This window comes from Thermanaeromonas sp. C210 (assembly GCF_013167955.1).
In the GTDB taxonomy this organism is placed as follows: Bacteria; Bacillota; DSM-521; order Neomoorellales; family Neomoorellaceae; genus UBA12545.
In genome coordinates, this window is sequence record NZ_BLWF01000003.1 from 136000 (window position 1) to 154177 (window position 18178).

Annotated in this window: 17 protein-coding genes and 1 riboswitch; all 17 genes read left to right on the top strand. The window is 59.8% G+C overall.

Annotated features, from left to right (window positions below; translation table 11 throughout):
* Window positions 1–8 precede the first annotated feature (8 nt).
* Complete coding sequence (gene fdhF / locus TAMC210_RS08105; protein ID WP_173298311.1) at window positions 9–2705, top strand: formate dehydrogenase subunit alpha; 2697 nt, start codon at window positions 9–11, stop codon at window positions 2703–2705.
* A gap of 202 nt (window positions 2706–2907) precedes the next feature.
* Window positions 2908–3690 (top strand): formate dehydrogenase accessory sulfurtransferase FdhD, encoded by a 783-nt coding sequence (gene fdhD / locus TAMC210_RS08110; protein ID WP_173298312.1) that lies wholly within the window; start codon window positions 2908–2910, stop codon window positions 3688–3690.
* 270 nt (window positions 3691–3960) lie between these two features.
* The gene (locus tag TAMC210_RS08115; RefSeq protein WP_173298313.1) at window positions 3961–5517 is read left to right on the top strand and encodes a recombinase family protein; all 1557 of its coding nucleotides are present in this window, start codon (window positions 3961–3963) and stop codon (window positions 5515–5517) included.
* A gap of 148 nt (window positions 5518–5665) precedes the next feature.
* Window positions 5666–6169 (top strand): YqeG family HAD IIIA-type phosphatase, encoded by a 504-nt coding sequence (locus TAMC210_RS08120; protein WP_173298314.1) that lies wholly within the window; start codon window positions 5666–5668, stop codon window positions 6167–6169.
* 15 nt (window positions 6170–6184) lie between these two features.
* Entirely contained in the window at window positions 6185–7039 is an 855-nt protein-coding gene (locus TAMC210_RS08125; protein ID WP_173298315.1) for a shikimate dehydrogenase, read from the top strand.
* Window positions 7040–7047: 8 nt separating this feature from the next.
* Window positions 7048–8199, top strand: a complete 1152-nt coding sequence (gene aroC, locus TAMC210_RS08130; protein ID WP_173298316.1) for a chorismate synthase — start codon at window positions 7048–7050, stop codon at window positions 8197–8199.
* A gap of 290 nt (window positions 8200–8489) precedes the next feature.
* A complete protein-coding gene (locus tag TAMC210_RS08135; protein ID WP_173298317.1) occupies window positions 8490–9017 on the top strand; it encodes a shikimate kinase in 528 nt (175 codons plus the stop codon).
* Complete coding sequence (gene aroB / locus TAMC210_RS08140) at window positions 8990–10081, top strand: 3-dehydroquinate synthase (RefSeq protein ID WP_173298318.1); 1092 nt, start codon at window positions 8990–8992, stop codon at window positions 10079–10081. Before TAMC210_RS08135 ends, aroB begins: the two co-directional genes overlap by 28 nt.
* A gap of 21 nt (window positions 10082–10102) precedes the next feature.
* Entirely contained in the window at window positions 10103–11806 is a 1704-nt protein-coding gene (locus tag TAMC210_RS08145; protein ID WP_173298319.1) for a GspE/PulE family protein, read from the top strand.
* Between the two features lie 7 nt (window positions 11807–11813).
* Complete coding sequence (locus TAMC210_RS08150; protein ID WP_173298320.1) at window positions 11814–12827, top strand: type IV pilus twitching motility protein PilT; 1014 nt, start codon at window positions 11814–11816, stop codon at window positions 12825–12827.
* 46 nt (window positions 12828–12873) lie between these two features.
* Window positions 12874–12960: riboswitch (cyclic di-GMP riboswitch) on the top strand.
* A gap of 38 nt (window positions 12961–12998) precedes the next feature.
* Window positions 12999–14204 (top strand): type II secretion system F family protein, encoded by a 1206-nt coding sequence (locus TAMC210_RS08155; protein ID WP_173298321.1) that lies wholly within the window; start codon window positions 12999–13001, stop codon window positions 14202–14204.
* Window positions 14205–14295: 91 nt separating this feature from the next.
* Complete coding sequence (locus TAMC210_RS08160; protein ID WP_277997699.1) at window positions 14296–14790, top strand: prepilin-type N-terminal cleavage/methylation domain-containing protein; 495 nt, start codon at window positions 14296–14298, stop codon at window positions 14788–14790.
* A 54-nt stretch (window positions 14791–14844) separates the two neighbouring features.
* Window positions 14845–15600: a prepilin peptidase gene (locus TAMC210_RS08165; RefSeq protein WP_173298322.1), complete on the top strand. Its 756-nt coding sequence runs from the start codon at window positions 14845–14847 to the stop codon at window positions 15598–15600.
* A 6-nt stretch (window positions 15601–15606) separates the two neighbouring features.
* Window positions 15607–16173 (top strand): type II secretion system protein, encoded by a 567-nt coding sequence (locus tag TAMC210_RS08170; RefSeq protein ID WP_173298323.1) that lies wholly within the window; start codon window positions 15607–15609, stop codon window positions 16171–16173.
* Window positions 16140–16520, top strand: a complete 381-nt coding sequence (locus tag TAMC210_RS08175; protein WP_173298324.1) for a type IV pilus modification PilV family protein — start codon at window positions 16140–16142, stop codon at window positions 16518–16520. Before TAMC210_RS08170 ends, TAMC210_RS08175 begins: the two co-directional genes overlap by 34 nt.
* Window positions 16521–16525: 5 nt before the next feature.
* Window positions 16526–16987 (top strand): prepilin-type N-terminal cleavage/methylation domain-containing protein, encoded by a 462-nt coding sequence (locus TAMC210_RS08180; protein WP_173298325.1) that lies wholly within the window; start codon window positions 16526–16528, stop codon window positions 16985–16987.
* Window positions 16988–16991: 4 nt separating this feature from the next.
* Complete coding sequence (locus tag TAMC210_RS08185) at window positions 16992–18143, top strand: hypothetical protein (protein WP_173298326.1); 1152 nt, start codon at window positions 16992–16994, stop codon at window positions 18141–18143.
* Window positions 18144–18178 lie beyond the last annotated feature (35 nt).

The following is an 18178-nucleotide window of genomic DNA, read 5'->3' on the forward strand; positions in this document are numbered from 1 at the left end:
AGAAGTTAATGGTAACCCTGACCATAGATGGTCGGCGGGTTTCGGTGCCCGAAGGTACTACTATACTGGAGGCTGCCGAAAGGCTGGGAATTCATATACCAACCCTTTGCTATCATCCCTTGCTCAGACCTTTAGGGTACTGCCGACTCTGCCTGGTGGCCGTAGAAGGTGCCGCCAAGCCGGTTACCGCCTGCAACACACCGGCAGCGGAAGGAATGGTAGTTCACACCAGCACACCGGAAATAGAGGAATGGCGCAGGGGCGTAATAGAGATGCTCTTGAGCCAGCACCCCGAAGACTGCCTTGCGTGTGAAAAGGCCGGCGATTGCGACCTGCAGGACTGCGCGTACAATTCCGGTGTTAAAGGAACTACCTGGAAGGCTGATGTGGCTTCTTTGCCCGTCCTCAGAGATAATCCCTTCATAGTCCGGGATTACAACAAGTGCATTGTGTGCGGCCGGTGCGTAAGGGTATGCCGTGAGGTACAGGGTAATTTCGTCCTGGAATTGGCCGGCAGGGGAATAGAGACCAAGGTGGGAACTGCAGATCCTGCCGGGTTAAAGGAGTCGGGTTGCGTCTTTTGTGGCAACTGCCTCCAGGTATGCCCGGTGGGGGCCCTCACAGAGAGGGTCAGGGAAGGTCGAGGCCGGGAATGGGAATTTAAAAAGGTGCGCAGTATCTGCTCCTACTGCGGGGTAGGGTGCAACCTTACCCTTTACGTAAAGGATGGAAAAATAGTTAAAGTCAAAGGATACGAAAACCCCGAGGTGAACAACGGTTGGCTCTGCGTCAAGGGGCGTTTCGGGTTTGACTACATCCACAGCCCCGACCGGTTGACCAAGCCTCTGATAAGGGAAGGAGCCAGGGGCAGCGGTACCTTCCGGGAGGCCACCTGGGAGGAGGCCTTAGACCTGGTGGCCCGGAAGCTAAAGGAAATAAAGGAATCCCATGGCCCGGATGCCCTGGGGTTCTTGTGCTCGGCCAAGTGTACCAATGAAGAAAACTACCTTTTGCAGAAGCTGGCCCGGGGAGTGGTGGGCACCAATAACGTCGATCACTGTGCCCGCCTCTGACACTCCTCCACGGTTGCCGGTCTGGCAACCACCTTTGGCAGCGGCGCCATGACCAATTCTATCGCCGACATAGCTAAAGCGGACTGTCTTCTGGTCATCGGCAGCAACACTACCGAGAACCACCCTGTTATTGCCCTTAAGGTGAAGGAGGCGGTGCGACGGGGAGCTAAGCTCATAGTAGCCGATCCCCGTCATATTGAACTGGTGGACTGGGCCTATTTATGGCTGCGGCAAAAGCCGGGCACGGATCTGGCCCTCATCAACGGTCTTCTGCATGTAATCGTGAAGGAAGAACTCTACGATAAGGAATTCATCGCCCGCAGAACCGAAGGGTTTGAAGAAGTGAAGCGGGCGGTGGAGGAATATACCCCTGAAAGGGTCGCCCAGGTTACCGGCGTACCGGCGGAAGATATTGTGCGGGCGGCGAGAATTTACGCCGCAGGTCCACGGTCGAGCATACTCTACGCCATGGGCATAACTCAGCATATCACGGGTACGGCCAACGTAATAGCCCTGGCCAATTTGGCCATGGCTTGTGGCCATATAGGCAAAGAGGGAAGCGGGGTGAACCCCTTAAGGGGCCAAAACAACGTCCAGGGCGCCTGCGATATGGGGGGCCTGCCCAACGTCCTTCCCGGTTACCAGCCGGTGACCGACGCCGAGGTGCGCCGGAAATTTGCCCGGGCCTGGGGCGTACCCGAACTGCCTAAAGACAATGGCCTAACCCTAATGGAGATGATGCGGGCGGCGGAGGAAGGCAGGCTGAAGGGCATGTATATTATGGGGGAAAACCCCGTCCTTACGGACCCCGACGCCTCCCACGTGGAAAAGGCCCTGAAAGGCCTCGATTTCCTCGTCGTGCAGGATATTTTCCTTACGGAGACGGCCAGGCTGGCCGATGTTGTCCTGCCCGGTGCGTCCTTTGCCGAAAAGGAAGGAACCTTCACCAACACGGAGCGCCGGGTGCAGTTGGTGCACAAGGCCGTCGAACCCCCGGGAGAAGCCCGGGCGGATTGGCAGATAGTGAAAGAGGTCATGGAGAGGCTGGGTTGCCCGTCGCCCTATTCTTCGCCGGAGGACATCATGGCGGAGATAAGCAGGGTCACCCCCAACTACGCCGGAGTAACCTACGGGCGGCTGGAGGAAAAGGGACTGCAGTGGCCCGTACCAGCTGCCGACCACCCGGGTACGCCCATACTGCACAGGGAGAAATTTACCCGGGGACGGGGCCTGTTCCGCGCCGTCCACTACCTGCCCCCTGCAGAAGAGCCGGATGAAGAGTATCCCTTCCTGTTCACCACGGGAAGGTTGCTCTATCATTACCACACGGTCCTCTCCCGCAAGGCCAGAGGGCTGGAGGAAATTTGTTCGGAACCGGTAGTGGAGATCAACCCCCATGACGCCGAAAGGCTGGGCGTAAAGGACGGGGATACGGTGGAGATCGTATCCCGGCGGGGCAAGGTACGGGTGAAGGCCTGGGTTACCCACCGGGTCCCCAGGAAGGTAGTCTTTATGAGCTTCCACTTCCGGGAAGCCGCGGCCAACCTCCTTACCATCCCGGCCCTGGACCCGGTGGCCAAGATCCCGGAATACAAGGCCTGTGCCGTGCAGGTGAAGAGGGTACCCGCTTAGGGGTGCTTTTTGCAGTCGGAAGCCGCCCGGCAGCTGTGTTGGGGAGCTCATTAAAAAGAAAGATCCGTGATTAGGCAGGGATTAGTAGGGATAAGATATTTGCAGACCACCAGAGAGGGCGGGGGGCCTTTATCCGGCAGGGCCCCTCTTTTTATTTGCCTGCCTTGACCGGGTAAGGCGGGAAACATGGGGGGAATAGATCTTGTCCGGGGAAACGCCGGTAGTAGAATATACCGTGACCGCAGCCAGCCGGGACCGGATCTATAAGGAACGGAGTGCGATTATCGTAGAATTTCCTCTGGAGATCGAGGTAAACGGCCGGCCCACGGTCCACCTCTTATGCACTCCCGAACATTTAGAGGAATTAGTAACGGGTTTCCTCTATAATGAGGGCCTCATCACGTCCCTGGATGAGCTGCTCCAACTTAAAATCGGGGCCGGAAAGGCCGAGGTGAAAATTGCCGGGGAATTTCCCGATACGGAAGGAGGGGTTCCCTGGTTGACTTCCGGGTGCGGCAGGAATATAGGCTGGAGGGGAGATAAGGCCAGGAACTGTATATTTGAAGGCCGCATCAGTTCGGACATGACCGTATCCCCGGCGACGGTGATCGACTTGATGTTGCAGCTTCAGAGGAGTCCGGAGCTCTATCAAAAGACCCGCGGCGCCCATGGGGCAGCTCTGGCCGATGCAAAGGGCCTGATTATTTTCCGGGAGGATATCGGCCGTCATAACGCCATAGACAAGGTGGCGGGCGCCCTATTGCACCGGAAGCTGGAAACGGCTGACAAACTCCTCCTTACCACGGGCCGGATTTCTTCCGAAATAGTTACCAAGGCGGCCAGGATGGGAACGCCTTTCCTTGTTTCCCGTTCGGTACCTACGGATTATGCCATCCAGCTGGGCGAGCTGTTGGGCATAACCCTGGTCGGTATGGCCCGGGGACCGAGATTCAAGGTTTACACCCATGAATGGCGGCTGGCGTAAAAAGGCGGGGGTTTAGACAGGCCGGGCGGACGGGCCCGGCCTCATATCTTTTAATAGGGCCCGAGGGTGGCCTTTAACATGAGGGAAGGGGAGGGTGCCGGATCGTGCCCCGCCAAGGCAGGCCGCGCCTTACGGTGGTACTGGTCCCCGTGGGAGACGATGCCGGCCGGCATGCGGCTCTGGCCCGGGTTTTGGAGAGGGTAAGGGCCTCGGCGGCGGGATTGCTCTCGGAGAGACACGAGGCCGAAAACGACGAGGAGGGGCCGGTGGATGTCCAGAGCCATTGTCTACGCCCGGGTGAGCACCCAGGATCAGGCCCTGGGGTTCTCCCTGGCCTCCCAGAAGGAACTGGGCGAGAAAAAGGCCCGGGAACTGGGAGCCACGGAGATAGAAATAGTGGAGGACGCCTACACGGGGACGGAGCTCGACCGCCCGGCCCTCAACTACCTCCGCCGGCAGGTGGCCGAGGGGCGGGTACACCTGGTAGTAGTCTATGACCCGGACCGCCTTTCCCGGGACCTCGCGGACTTACTGCTCCTTTGCCGGGAGTTCGAGGCTGCGGGCGTGCGGCTGGAATTCGTTAATTTTGACTGGCAAAGGACACCCCAGGGCATACTCTTCCTCCAGCTGCGGGGAGCCTTCGCCCAGTTTGAGCATGCCCTGATTAAAGAACGCACCCAGCGGGGTAAGGCTAAGAAGGCGGCGGGGGGCAAAATCCGGTGCTATGCCAAGCCCTTCGGGTACGATTGGGATGCCGAAAACGACACCCTGGTGATCAATCCCCGGGAGGCGGAGATTGTTAAGCAGATGTTCGATTGGGTTACCGATCCCTTGATGCCCCTCACCCCCTGGCAGGTTACCCAAAGACTGGCCTTCCTTTATCCCCCGGGTCCCAGGGGTAAGGGGTGGATCTACAGTACGGTTCTCCGGATCCTCAAAAACCCGGTATACACGGGACGCCTGGTCCGGAAGGATGAGCGGCCCGAGTGGAAGCCGGTGCTGGTGCCAGCCATAATCTCGCCGGCCACCTTTGCCCGGGCCCAGGAAACCCTGGCCAGGTGCAAGCGCTTCAATCCTAAGGCCACCCGCAGGCAATTCCTCCTGCAGCGGCTGCTGATCTGCGGGGAGTGCGGTCGAACCCTAGCGGTTTATACCCACCGGTCCTCCGGAAAGGGAGAGTACAGCTACTATACCTGTCCCCGCCGCTATCCCCGCAAGGCCGGTGCCCGGGGACAAGGGGGGTGTGCCCTCCCTCCGTGGAACACCGGTGAGTTGGACGCAGCCGTGTGGCAGACCGTAGCGTCCCTTTTGGCCGATCCCGACGTTATTCAACAATACATCACCCCGGAGCCAAGCACGAGACAGCAGATTGCCCGGCGGCTGGCCGAAGTGCGCCAAAGGGTGGAAAGGACTAAGGGGGTCCTGGAACGGATAGACCGGGCCTATTTGGTCTTGGAAACCCTTGCGGAGGAAGATTACCGGCGCTACCGCCGGGAAGCCGAAAGGGTCCGGCGGGAAGCAGAGGAGGAACTCGCCCGTCTGGAAAGGCTCTCCCAAAACGAAACCGCCTCCTCCTCCGGCGGGGCCGGATCCGTGCGGCGACACGCCGAGGGCCTGGCCGCTTCCATAGCCCACCTGGACTTCGCCACCAGGCAGGCCGTCCTCCGGGAGTTGATCCGACAGATCAGAGTCTACGCCGACGGTCGGGTGGAAGTGGAAGGGTATTTTCCGGCTCCCCTTAAGTTTTCGCCTGTATGTTACAAGGCGGACATCGAGAAGAAGGCTATTCAAAAACTTCTCAAAGAGTTTCAGACAGAGAAATCCTAAAACTTTCCGCCGGGAAGATAAAAAAGATGGGGCTGTCAAAAAAGGGACTGCTGCAGAAGCTGCGGTGGTGCGCGGGTTGGGAGCAGTTTCAAGGTACAGGCTGATGTGATATAATAACCCGTGAGCCAATGTCAACCGAGGTGTATGGATGCTCAAGTATTTGCGTCCCGACCTGTATGTAAAGTCGTTGCTCCGGATCCCTTTAGAGGAGCTGTCCCGCCGTGGAATACGGGGGCTGATTATCGATCTGGACAACACGGTTACCGAGTGGAACAGGCTGGCCCTGGATCGGGAGGTGCAGGAGTGGTTTTGCCGCTTGAACAATTATAATTTAAAGGCCTGCCTGCTTTCCAACAATCGGCAGAAGAGAGTCCATATTATAGGGCACTGCCTGGGTATTCCCGCCCTCTCCAGCGCCGGCAAGCCCCGGGCGGCGGCCTTCTACCGCGCCATGGAGGTGCTGGGAACCAGGCCGGAAGAAACGGCGGTAATCGGGGACCAGCTTTTCACCGATGTCCTGGGCGGCAAGCGTTTGGGATTGTATACCATCCTGGCGGTTCCCCTGGATAAGAGAGAGTTCATCGGCACCCGCTTTATCCGCTTGCTGGAACGGGTGGTCCTCAAGTGGCTGGCCCTCGGAAAGCCCCTTTAAGGGGGAAGGAAGGGATTGTTCACGGCTTCAACTCGCCTAGTAGGCCTGTTAGGCTACCCCGTGGCCCATTCTTTTTCGCCCCAGATACATAATGCTGCCTTTCGCGCCCTGGGGCTGGACTGGGTTTACCTGGCCTTCGGAGTTGAGCCCTCCCGGCTCCCCGCAGCGGTAGAGGGCATCAGGGCCCTGGGCTTTGCCGGGGCCAACGTTACCATCCCCCACAAGGAGTCCATTATGGCCTACCTGGACGAGATCCATCCCCTGGCCCGCCTGATCGGAGCCGTAAATACGGTTGTTTCCCGGGAGGGCAAACTGCTGGGATATAACACCGATGCCGGAGGTTTCCTTCGTTCCCTGGAGGAAGCCGGGGTAGACCCCGCCGGCAAGCGGGCCCTGATCCTGGGGGCCGGAGGTGCTGCGCGGGCGGTGGCCTTTGCCCTGGCCCAGGCACGATGCGCGGCCCTAACCCTGGCCAACCGCACGGAGGACAGGGCACAGGAACTGGCCCGTGGCCTGGGGGAGGCGGGCTTCCGGGCCGTGGAGGTTGCCCCCTGGGAAGAAGGTTCGCTGGCGGGAGTCATACCGGAGGTGGACATGGTTATCAACACCACCAGTATCGGCATGGCCCCCGACCGCGAAAGGGTTCCCCTCGATCCCGGCCTGCTCCGGCCCCGTCAAGTTGCTTGCGATATCGTGTATAATCCCCCGGAGACGGCATTTCTCAAAGGGGCCCGGCTCCGCGGTTGCCTCGTGATTTCGGGATTGAGCATGCTCCTTTACCAGGGGGCGGAGGCCTTTACCTTGTGGACGGGCCGCGAGGCCCCGGTGGAGGTCATGCGAGAGGTCCTCTATAACCTTGCTTTGAGGTGAACAAGCTAATGTTACGCTTCCTTACGGCAGGGGAATCCCACGGGCGCGGTTTGGTGGCCGTCGTGGAAGGCATGCCCGCCGGGGTTCCGTTGACCGCGGAATTCATCAATACTCGCCTGGCCCGCCGCCAGGGCGGCTACGGCCGCGGGGGCCGCATGGCCATTGAAAGGGATCAGGTGGAAATCCTGGCCGGAGTAAGGGGTGGCGTCACCCTGGGTAGCCCCATAGCTTTGCACTTGAGGAATCGCGATTGGGAAAACTGGCGGGAGATAATGGCAGTGGAGCCGGGAGCCGGACGGGAGCGGCAGGTCACGCGGCCGCGGCCGGGCCATGCCGATCTTCCCGGGGGGTTAAAATACCGCCAGGAAGACCTGCGCAATATTCTGGAAAGGGCCAGCGCCCGGGAGACGGCGGCGCGGGTGGCCTCCGGTGCAGTGGCGGAAGCACTCCTGGAGAGCCTGGGGGTAGAGCTGGCCTGCCACGTGATAAGGATCGGCCCGGTAGAGGTGGGGAGGTCTATTTCCTTTGAAGAGGCCCGGGAGGCCACGGCATCGCCCGTTTATTGTGCCGATGCGGAAGCCGGCGAGGCTATGGTGGCTGCCATCCGCGAGGCCGAGGAAAAGGGGGATACCCTTGGAGGGATTTTTGAAGTCCTGGCCCAGGGACTGCCGCCGGGTCTGGGGAGCCACGTCCACTGGGACCGCCGCCTGGACGGCCTGTTGGCCCAGGCCCTCATGAGTATTCCTGCCGTGAAGGGGGTTGAAATAGGCGAGGGTTTCGCCCTGGCAGCCAAAGCCGGTTCCCAGGCCCACGACGAAATCGGCTACCGCCCAGGTGAGGGTTTCTTCCGTTATACCAACCGGGCCGGGGGCCTGGAAGGTGGCATTACCAACGGGGAAACCCTTGTAGTGCGGGCGGCCATGAAACCCATTCCCACCTTACGCCGTCCTCTGCGAACCGTGGACTGGCATACTAAAGAAGAAGTCCTGGCCGCCGTGGAAAGGTCCGACGTATGCGCCGTGCCCGCGGCCGCAGTGGTAGGACGGGCCATGGTTGCCTGGATCCTGGCGGGAGCTTTTTTGGAGAAATTCGGCGGGGACCACCTGGAAGAAATACGTACGCGCCTTGGGCAGTACTGGGAATATGTCCGGCAGGTGTAGGAGGGCTGAGATATCCCCGGCTTTAAGGTGTGGCCTGTTTGGCTTTCGCTCGCTCCGGAAACCTTCGCGGGCCAAACTAGCGCTTGGCTCAAGGCTCCAGCAGGATTCCCGGCAAATTCGACTTCCTGTCTCAGCTGCCGGCCGCAAGGCTCTTCAGGCCTCGGGCCTGCCTCTGCCTTTCGCCAACCTTAAGTTTGGCTACCGCTCAGGTTTAGTCGCTCGCTTTCAAGCGTAAGCAGGCCGCTACAGCAAAAATTGGAGATAGGGGCCAGTTGGGAGGGCCGTGACCTTTGCCCGGTAATATCGTCTTAATCGGCTTCATGGCCAGCGGCAAGACTACCGTGGGCCGGCTCCTGGCCGGCAAACTGGGGTGGAACTTTTTCGATACTGACACCGAGGTCGAGAAGAAGGCCAGCTGCTCCATAGCCGAGCTCTTTGCCCGCGAGGGAGAGGCGTACTTTCGGGAACTGGAAAAAGAAGTGATCGCGAGGCTAATGGAGGGCACGCGAGCGGTGGTGTCCACCGGCGGTGGCGCGGTGCTGGCACCGGAAAATGTGGAGCGGCTGCGCAGGGGCAATAAAGTCATCTGGCTTAAAGTAGATGAGGCAACGGTCTGGCGTAGGGTGGCGGGCTCGGCGGGCCGTCCCCTGGTGCGGGGGCGCTCGCGGGAAGAGGTGGCCGCCCTGCTGAAAAAGCGCGAGCCCTACTATTCCTTTGCCGACTTAAAAATAGATACGGCGGCTAAAGGTCCGGAGGAAATAGTGGAGGAAATTATGGAGGGATTGAAGGGATGGCCGGCCGGCTGCAGGTGGAGTTAGGCGAGAGAAGTTACACCATTTATTGCGGGAGGGGGATCCTGGCCCAGATAGGCGAGCTTCTTAGGGACCTAAACTTGGGCGGGCGGTGCCTGGTGGTCAGCAATCCGACGGTAGTTTCCCTCTACGGTCCAAAGGTGAGGGAGAGCCTGGAGAAGGCCGGGTTCGCGCCCCTTTTTAAAGAAGTGCCTGACGGCGAAGAGGCCAAATCCCTGGAAGTGGCCGCCGATATTTACGACCTTGCTCTGGCCGCGGGCTGGGAGCGCGGCTGCCCGGTTATAGCCCTCGGAGGGGGGGTCGTTGGCGACCTGGCCGGTTTTGTAGCGGCCACCCTTTTAAGGGGGGTCCCCTTTATCCAACTTCCCACCACCCTGCTGGCCCAGGTGGATTCCAGTGTGGGCGGCAAGGTGGCCGTCAATCATCCGCGGGGGAAAAACCTCATAGGGGCCTTTTATCAGCCGCGGCTGGTGGCCGCTGACCTGGATACCTTAAGAACTTTGCCGGAGAGGGAAATGAGGGCCGGCATGGCCGAAGTAATAAAATACGGCGTTATCTTCGACGCCAGTTTTTTTTCCTACCTGGAAGAGCACCTGGAGGAGGCACTGGCCGGCAACACAAGGGTGCTGGAGAAAATAGTCCTTCATTCCTGCCGCCTCAAGGCGGAGATAGTGGCCCAGGACGAGGAAGAAAGGGGGCTCCGGGCCATCCTCAACTTCGGCCATACGGCGGGCCATGCACTGGAAGGGGCCACGGGTTTCAAACTTTATCGCCATGGGGAGGCCGTGGCCGTGGGCATGGTGGTGGCTTCCTGGGTGGCCGCGGGCCGCGGCCTGTTCGCGGAGGAGGAGCTGGCGAGGCTGGAAGGACTGCTGGTACGTGCCGGCCTGCCCACACGCATGCCCTCCCTAGACCGGGAAGCCTTTGGCGCCGCCCTGATACGGGATAAGAAGGTGCGGGAGGGCAGGCTGCGCATGGTGCTCCCCGTGGAGCTGGGCCGGGTAACGATTGCCGAGGTGGAAGAGGAGGAAGTTCTGGAGGCAGCGCAAAGGCTGCAGGCCGGAGGCTAAAGGGGGGAGGGGTTGAAGGGCATGGAGAGCAAGAGGAGGCTGGGAGACCTCCTGGTGGAAGCCGGGATGATCACCCGCGAACAACTGGAACAGGCCTTAAGGGAGCAGAGGCGAAGCGGTGAACGCCTCGGCAAGGTCCTTACCCGCCTGGGATTGGTGACCGAGAAGGACATCCTGGAGGTCCTGGAATTTCAACTGGGCATACCCAAAGTAGTGTTGCAGGATTATAATTTAGATCCCGGCGTGGTCAGGCTGGTTCCCGAGGCCCTGGCCCGGCGACACCTGGCCATTCCCATCCGCCGGGACGGGAATAGGCTCCTGGTGGCCATGGCCGATCCCTTAAACCTTACCGCCTGGGACGACCTCCGCGTGGCAACGGGGCTGGAGATCATGCCGGCCATCGCTGCGGAAAGGGAAATCGAGACCATGCTCTCCCGCTTCTGGCAGGGCGGGGCAGGAGGGACGTCGGTTCCGGCCGAAGGAGAAGGGATTGCCCAGGCAGCGGCCGCGCTCGATGCTCCCGGGGCCTTCGACCTGGACGGGGCAAGGGGTGCGGCAACGGATAACGCCCCGGCAGTACGCCTGGTCAACCGCATAATTCTGCAGGCGGTCCACTCCAGGGCCAGCGACATCCATATCGAACCCCAGGAGAAAGACATAAGGGTGAGGTTAAGGGTGGACGGGTTGCTCCGGGACGTGTCCCGTCTGCCGCGGGGCATCTTGAACACCCTGGTGTCCCGGATAAAAATCATGGGGGGAATGGACATAGCCGAAAGGCGGCTCCCCCAGGACGGCCGTTTTCAGGTAACGGTGGAAGGGCGAAACATAGACCTGCGGGTCTCCACCATGCCCACCGTTTACGGGGAGAAGGTGGTACTGCGGATCTTGGACAAGGGCACCATGCTTCTGCCCCTTGACGGCTTGGGGTTCCTGCCTTCCACCCGGCAGATCTATGAAACCCTGATCCGGAGCGCCTACGGTATGATCCTTATTACGGGACCCACGGGGAGCGGTAAAACAACAACCCTTTACGCCACCCTCAACGCCCTGAGTTCCCCGGAAAAGAACATAATCACCATCGAGGATCCGGTGGAATATCTGCTGCCGGGTATAAATCAGGTGAGGGTCAACCCCAAGGCCGGCCTGGATTTTGCCTCCGGCCTCCGGGCCATCCTGCGCCAGGATCCCGATATTATAATGGTCGGGGAGATCCGGGACCGGGAAACGGCGGACATATCTGTGCGGGCGGCCACCACCGGCCACCTGGTTCTGAGCACCCTGCACACCAACGACGCCGCCGGGGCCGTGACTCGCCTGCTGGACATGGGAGTAGAGCCCTTTCTCGTGAATTCTTCCCTCATAGGAGTCGTGGCCCAGCGCCTGGTACGCCTGATATGTCGTAATTGTCGTGAAACCTACCATCCCGCCCCCGAGGATCCGGCCCGCGCCTTTGCCCGGGACAAAAAGGGACTGGTGTTCTACAGGGGCCGCGGGTGCCCCCAATGCAATTACACGGGCTACCAGGGGAGAACGGCCCTCCACGAAGTCCTGGTCATGACGGAGGACCTCCGGGCCCTGGTGGCCGCAAAGGCTCCCTCCCACGAGATAAAAAAGGCGGCCGTAGCCGCGGGGATGGTGACCCTGCGGGAGGACGGCCTGGAGAAGGCCGGCCAGGGGCTTACAACCGTGGAGGAAGTAATGCGGGTGACTTTGGGAGGTTTATGATACGGCCATGCAAATACATATAAACGATGTTCTGGCTTCCGCAGCAGAGGTTGGCGCATCCGACGTACACCTCACGGTGGGGCTGCCGCCGGTGTTCAGGCGGCACGGGAAATTGGAAGTCCAGGAGGCCTGGCCGCCCCTGACGTCCGCGGTAATGGAGGCCGTGGTCCGGCAGATCCTGGGTTCCCGCTGGGAGGAATTCGTCCAACGGAAGGAACTCGACCTGGCTTACTCGGTTCCGGGACTGGGACGGTTCCGGGTGAATATTTTTTATCAGAGGGGCAGCGTAGGGGCGGCCATCCGTTTGGTGGCTGCGGCCATACGCTCCCTGGACGAACTGGGCCTTCCCCCGGTTGTGGGAGAACTCGTAGACCAACCCCACGGTTTAATCTTGGTCACCGGCCCTACGGGTAGCGGTAAAAGCACTACCCTGGCGGCCATGATCGACCGCATCAACGAGCGCCGGGCCTGCCATATAATCACCCTGGAGGATCCCATTGAGTACCTTCATCACCACAAGAAGAGCATTGTCAACCAGCGGGAAATAGGCTTCGACTCCCCCTCCTTCGCCAGCGCCCTGCGGGCAGCCTTAAGGCAGGATCCCGACGTGATCCTGGTCGGGGAGATGCGGGACCTGGAAACCATAGCCACGGCCATCACCGCCGCCGAAACCGGGCATTTGGTCCTGGCTACCTTGCACACGGGAAGGGCGGTGCAAAGTATAGACCGTATTATCGATGTGTTTCCTCCCCATCAACAGCCCCAGGTGCGCATCCAGCTGGCGGATGTCCTGGTGGGTGTGGTGACCCAGCAGCTCCTGCCGCGGGCCGACGGCCGGGGCAGGGTGGCGGCCGTGGAGATACTCATCGCCACCCCGGCCGTGCGCAACCTCATCCGGGAGGGCAAGACGCACCAGATTGTTTCCCATATGCAGACGGGGGGACGCTTCGGCATGCAGACCATGGAAATGGCCGTGAAGCAACTAGAGGCCCGGGGAATAATCGCCGGGGAAAATAGTTAGCGCGGCAGGATTCTGGAGATATTTGGCGAAATATAAACCCCTAAACCCGTTACCAGGGCAAACCCGGCGAAAGCCGGGGGCGCAAAGCTACGGGCCTAAGGGCAGGGAGGCCTAAGGTCGCCGGGCTGCCGGGAAGGTGCAGTTATTCCTGGAAGGCCGGCGCTTTTTGTTATGAGGGTAAGGTACAGGGCCAGGGATGCTGCTGGGAAACTCGTCCAAGGTTTCATAGAAGCGGACAACGAGCAGGCGGCCGGCCGCCTCCTGCGTAGCCGGGGACTTTTTATAACCGAACTGCGGCCGGTAGAGGATCAGCCGGATTACCTGCGCTCATTGCTTTGGAAGCGCGTAGGTCGCCGGGATCTCGCCCTCTTTTGCCGGCAGCTGGGAACCATGCTGGCGGCGGGCCTGCCCATTGTGAACGCCTTGAGGACCTTGAGCAGGCAGGAAGGCAATCCGCGGTTTAAAGCCAGCATAGACAGGGTGGTGGAAGATCTGGAGCAGGGGAACCCCCTCCACGCCGCCCTCGGCAAATCGCCGCAGGTATTCCCGCCGGTAATGGTATATTCGGTGGAGGCGGGCGAAGTGAGCGGCGCCCTGGATGAGATCCTGATGAGGCTGGCCGAACACTTTGAACGGGAGCACGAGGTCCAGGAAAAGATTAAGTCGGCCATGACCTATCCCCTGATAGTCCTGGTGGTATCCCTTCTGTCGATAGGTTTTATAATAACCTTTGTTTTGCCCATGTTCAGCAACATAATCGCCAATATGGGGGTCCCTTTACCGTGGCCCACCCGGGCGGTACTGGGCCTGGGCCGGTTTTTCAGGGAGTGGTGGCCCTGGATGGCCGCGGCCCTGGCCGCCGCGGGTTACGGGGCCTGGAGGTGGTCCCAACAGGAGAGGGTGAGGTATGCCCTGGATAAAATCGTACTACGATTTCCGGTCTTCGGGCATCTTAAGCACCAGGCTCTCCTTTCCCAGTTCAGTCGAACCCTGGGCACCATGCTGTCCAGCGGGGTGCCTATTCTACAGGCCCTGGAGGTGGTGGAAAGAACGGTAGGCAATCGCATACTGGCCGAGGCCATAGCCCTGGCCCAGGAGCAGGTACGGGATGGGAGGAGCATAGCCTCGCCCCTGGCGGAGAGCGGCGTCTTCCCGCCCATGGTAGTGGAGATGGTTACCGTGGGCGAGGAAACGGGTACTTTGGACGCCCTCCTGGCGAGGCTGGGAGCCTTCTACGACCGCGAAGTGGGCGAGATGGCCGCCCGGCTGTCCTCCCTCATCGAACCCCTTCTGATACTGGTCCTGGGCGGCGTGGTGGGAGTCATCGTAGTATCCGTGCTGCTCCCCGTATTCCAGGTGGTGGGGAGCGTGAGGTGAGGGGCGAGAGAAAGTATTGGTGCTGGTGACACGGGAGACGGTGGGAGAACAAAGTTGAATATGCTTCGAACGATCAGAGGGGGTGGCTATTATGAAATTGTTAAGAAGGATATTGCGGAGTGAGCGGGGGTTTACCTTAATAGAACTTGTGGTAGTAGTAGTTATAATTGGTATTTTAGCTGCAGTAGCGTTGCCCCGGTTCCTTGAACAAACGGAAAGGGCTAGAGAGAGTAGGGCTAAGGCAGACCTTGAGTCTATGAAGACGGTTCTTATAATCTGGGCTTCTGATGAGGGTAAAGGAAAGTTTCCCAGTGGAGGACAAGAACTAAAGGAGGCGTTAAGCAGTGAAGGCATTGACTGGGAGAGCATAGGTGATCCGTGGGACAACGAATATTACTATGGGGTTACTTCGGACGGGAAGCATTTCATTATTCTTAGTAAAGGGTCTGACGAGAGTAACGCCACTGATGATATATGGGTCACGGATAGTACTCCTCCGGTGTCGGCTGAGCCGGACTTGGACTTGGATTCAGATGGGAATTCCGACAACATTATCTGGGTGCCAAGCGACCCCTCTCAACAGTAATTCTTGTCGCAGTGAACTAAGAATGGTTACCCCAGGAGAAATTACCCGAGAACCATGCTTACAATACTTTTTGTTGCTATGGCAGGCCTACTCATCGGCAGCTTCCTCAACGTGGTGATATACCGCCTGCCGCGGGGGGAAACTGTAGTTTTCGGGCGCTCGTACTGCCCCGGGTGCAGGAGGGTGCTGGCCTGGTACGACCTGATACCCCTTGTAAGCTACATAATTCTACGGGGTCGCTGCCGGTATTGCGGGGGGCGAATTTCCCCGCGATATCCCCTGGTGGAGTTAACGACGGGCGCGGTTTTTGCCGCGCTCTTTTACCGCCTGGGGCCGGGCTGGGTGCTGGTTAAGTACCTGTTCCTGGCCTGCTTCCTCATAGCCGCCTCCTTTATCGACCTGGAACATTATTTAATACCCGACCGGCTGATTTTTGCCGGACTGCTTGTCGGAGGAGGATTTTTACTGTCGAATAGGGAAATTACTATTGGTTCCGGCTTCCTGGGGGCCCTTTCGGCGGCCGGCCTCCTGTGGTTACTGGCCCTGGCCAGCAGGGGTAATGTGGGCGGCGGGGATATCAAGCTCGCCGCGGTGGTGGGGCTGTTCATGGGATGGCCCTGGGGATTGGGGGCCGTCCTGGGGGGCCTGTTTCTCGCCGGCGCCGCCGGTGCATTCCTGCTGGCCCTCCGGGTTAAGGGGCGGAAGGATCCCCTGCCCCTGGCTCCCTTTTTGAGTGCGGGTGCCCTGGTGGCCTTTTTCTGGGGCCCTCAGATTCTCGCCTGGTACGCCGGGCTGTTGGGGGTGGGGTAAGCCGGGATGCGCCGCAAGCGGGAAAAGGCGGCGGGCGGTCGGGACTTAGGAGGGAATGGAGGTTTTACCCTCCTGGAGATTTCCGTAGTAGTGGCCCTGCTGGGCGTAATCATGGCCGTGAGTCTTCCCGGCCTTGGTAAACCCCTGGCCTACTACCGCCTTAAGGTGGCGGCCAGTCAGATGGCCCAGGACCTGCGGGAGATCCAGCAGACGGCCCTGAACGAAGAGAGCGACAAGTACCGCGTCTTCTTTGCCGCCGGGGGCAGCCATTACGAGGTACGGAAGGCCCAAGAACAAACCTTGCCCCAGGTTATAAAGCGGGTGTACCTGCCGCCCACTGTGAAGATCGTATCCACTACCTTTAAGGATAATGCCGTCACTTTTAGCGTCAAGGGCACGCCCTATCCCCAGGGAGGCACCGTAACGCTACAGGACACGGTTTCCGGGAGATTAGTGTACGTCATTGTAGCCTCCATTACGGGAAGGGTGCGGATTAGCACGTCGCCGCCCGAGAGCTGGGAGGTACAGGGAGGGGCCTTATGCTTAAAAGCCAGGACGGGTTTACCCTTTTAGAAGTGGTGGTGGGAGTCGTCATTTTGGCCGTGGCCCTGGTACCCCTGGTGGATTACTTGGTGGTCAGCAGCCGGTGGTCGGCCTCCTCGGAGGAAGAATTGGTAGCCCTGGCCCTGGCCCAGGGCAAAATAGAGGAAATTAAGGGGAGGCCCTTGTCCGAGGTCCGGGACGAGCCGGAGAACCCCGGGGACCCGCCTCTTGCCTTCCCGGAGAACCCTTCTTTTCGTTATCGCCTCACCGTGGACGAATCCGGCCGTTATCTCAAAACCGTAATCGTAACCGTGTACTACGAAGACTCCTGGGGCTCCAGGCAGGTGAGCTTGACGGCGGAGAAGGGATGGAGGTAGCCCCTTTGGCAGGCAAAAGGGCCGGATTCACCCTGGTAGAAGTGGTGGTAGCCGTTACCGTTTTTGTCCTGGCCCTCAGCGGGGCTTTGGCCCTGTATCTGCAGGAAAGCCGGGTCTTCAAGGATACTGAAGCCCGGGTGGAGGTCCAGGAACACGCCCGTATCGCCCTGGACCGGGTGGTGCGGGAGCTCCGGACGGCCAAGGAGGTAAATGAGGTCAGGGCCACTTCCGTTACCTTTACCTTAGAGGACGGATCCCGGGTGCGCTATTACCACGACGCAACCCGGCAGCAGCTCATGCGCGAGAAAAACGGGGGAGTTAATCCCGTGGCCAGTTATGTAAGGGACCTGCGTTTTAGCGGTGAACTGATGGGTGCTACTGGGGATCTCCTCATAAGGATTACCCTGGCAGCGGGCATGGGAGAGGACCAAACCTTTACCCTTACTACCAGCGTGTTGGTAAGGTGAGGCTATGTTTCTGCGGGATCAGAAGGGCCAGGCGCTACTTTTTGTGGTACTCATGACTTCCCTGATTTTAGTCCTGGCCACCGGGGCCCTGGCCGTGGCCGGTGCCCACCGCCGGAACGTCCGGCTCCAGGAACAGCAGGTGCAGGTGTACTATATAGCCGAAGCAGGCCTCGAAAGGGCCTTAGCCAGGATGAGGGAAGAACCGGATTGGCTGGACGGCGTGCCCTCCGGCGGAAGCGTGAGGATGGCGGGAGTGGAGGGGCCCTACGCCGGCGGCGAAATAAGCGAGGTCACCCTCCAGAAGAACCCCGAGGGGATGGGCCTTAGAGTGGACCTCACTTCCGTGGGCAAGTTTATCGGAGCCCAAAAGACCCTGCGGGCTTCATTGTACCTGGTGAATACCCGAAGTTTGCTGGGGGGCCTGAGCCTCCTGCCAGAGTCCCCCATGGATCTTGATATAAAGGGAAAGTTCTCCCTGGAAGGTACCGGAGAGAGTACGCCCCGGCTCCTCCTCAACGGGGATCTTCATCTATCGGGTTCGGCCAGTATTGAAGGCGATGTGTATGTCTCCGGGGAAGTAGTGGGCCGCGACAGGGTGACAGGCCAGATCCATTCCGGTCTCCAGGATCTTCCGGAGTTTCCAGCCATAGATCTCACCTATTACGAAGGACAGGCCCGGCAGCAGGGCCAGTATTATGGTGGAGATCTTTCTTGGAGCGGGACGATCCCTCTAAACGGAGTGTATTACGTGCAGGAAGAGGCCAACCTTTCTGGTACCTATTACGGGCGGGGCGTTATAGTTGTCGAAGGGGACGTGACCATTTCCGGGGATCTCCTGCCCGGTTCTGAGGGGGATGCCTTGGCCGTTATTTGTCTCGGCGATGTTGACATGGAAAACAACACGGTGAATGCAACGATAATCACGGAGGGTACCCTGTTCCTCAGGGGCAACGCGGAGGTCGAGGGAGCCGTCCTGGCCAGAGGCATCAGCTTCGGGCAGAAAGGCAAGAAAGACAAAAGCGAAGGGGATGAAGAGAAAATCACGGGTAACGTAACTATTAGGTACAACGATGAAGGAATCCCGCAGGACCTCCTTATGGGAGTGGTGACGGAGCTGAAGATACTGTCCTGGGAAGAAGCCCACCCCATATTTTAAAGGCGGAATAACGGCGGACCTCGCAACGAGCTCGC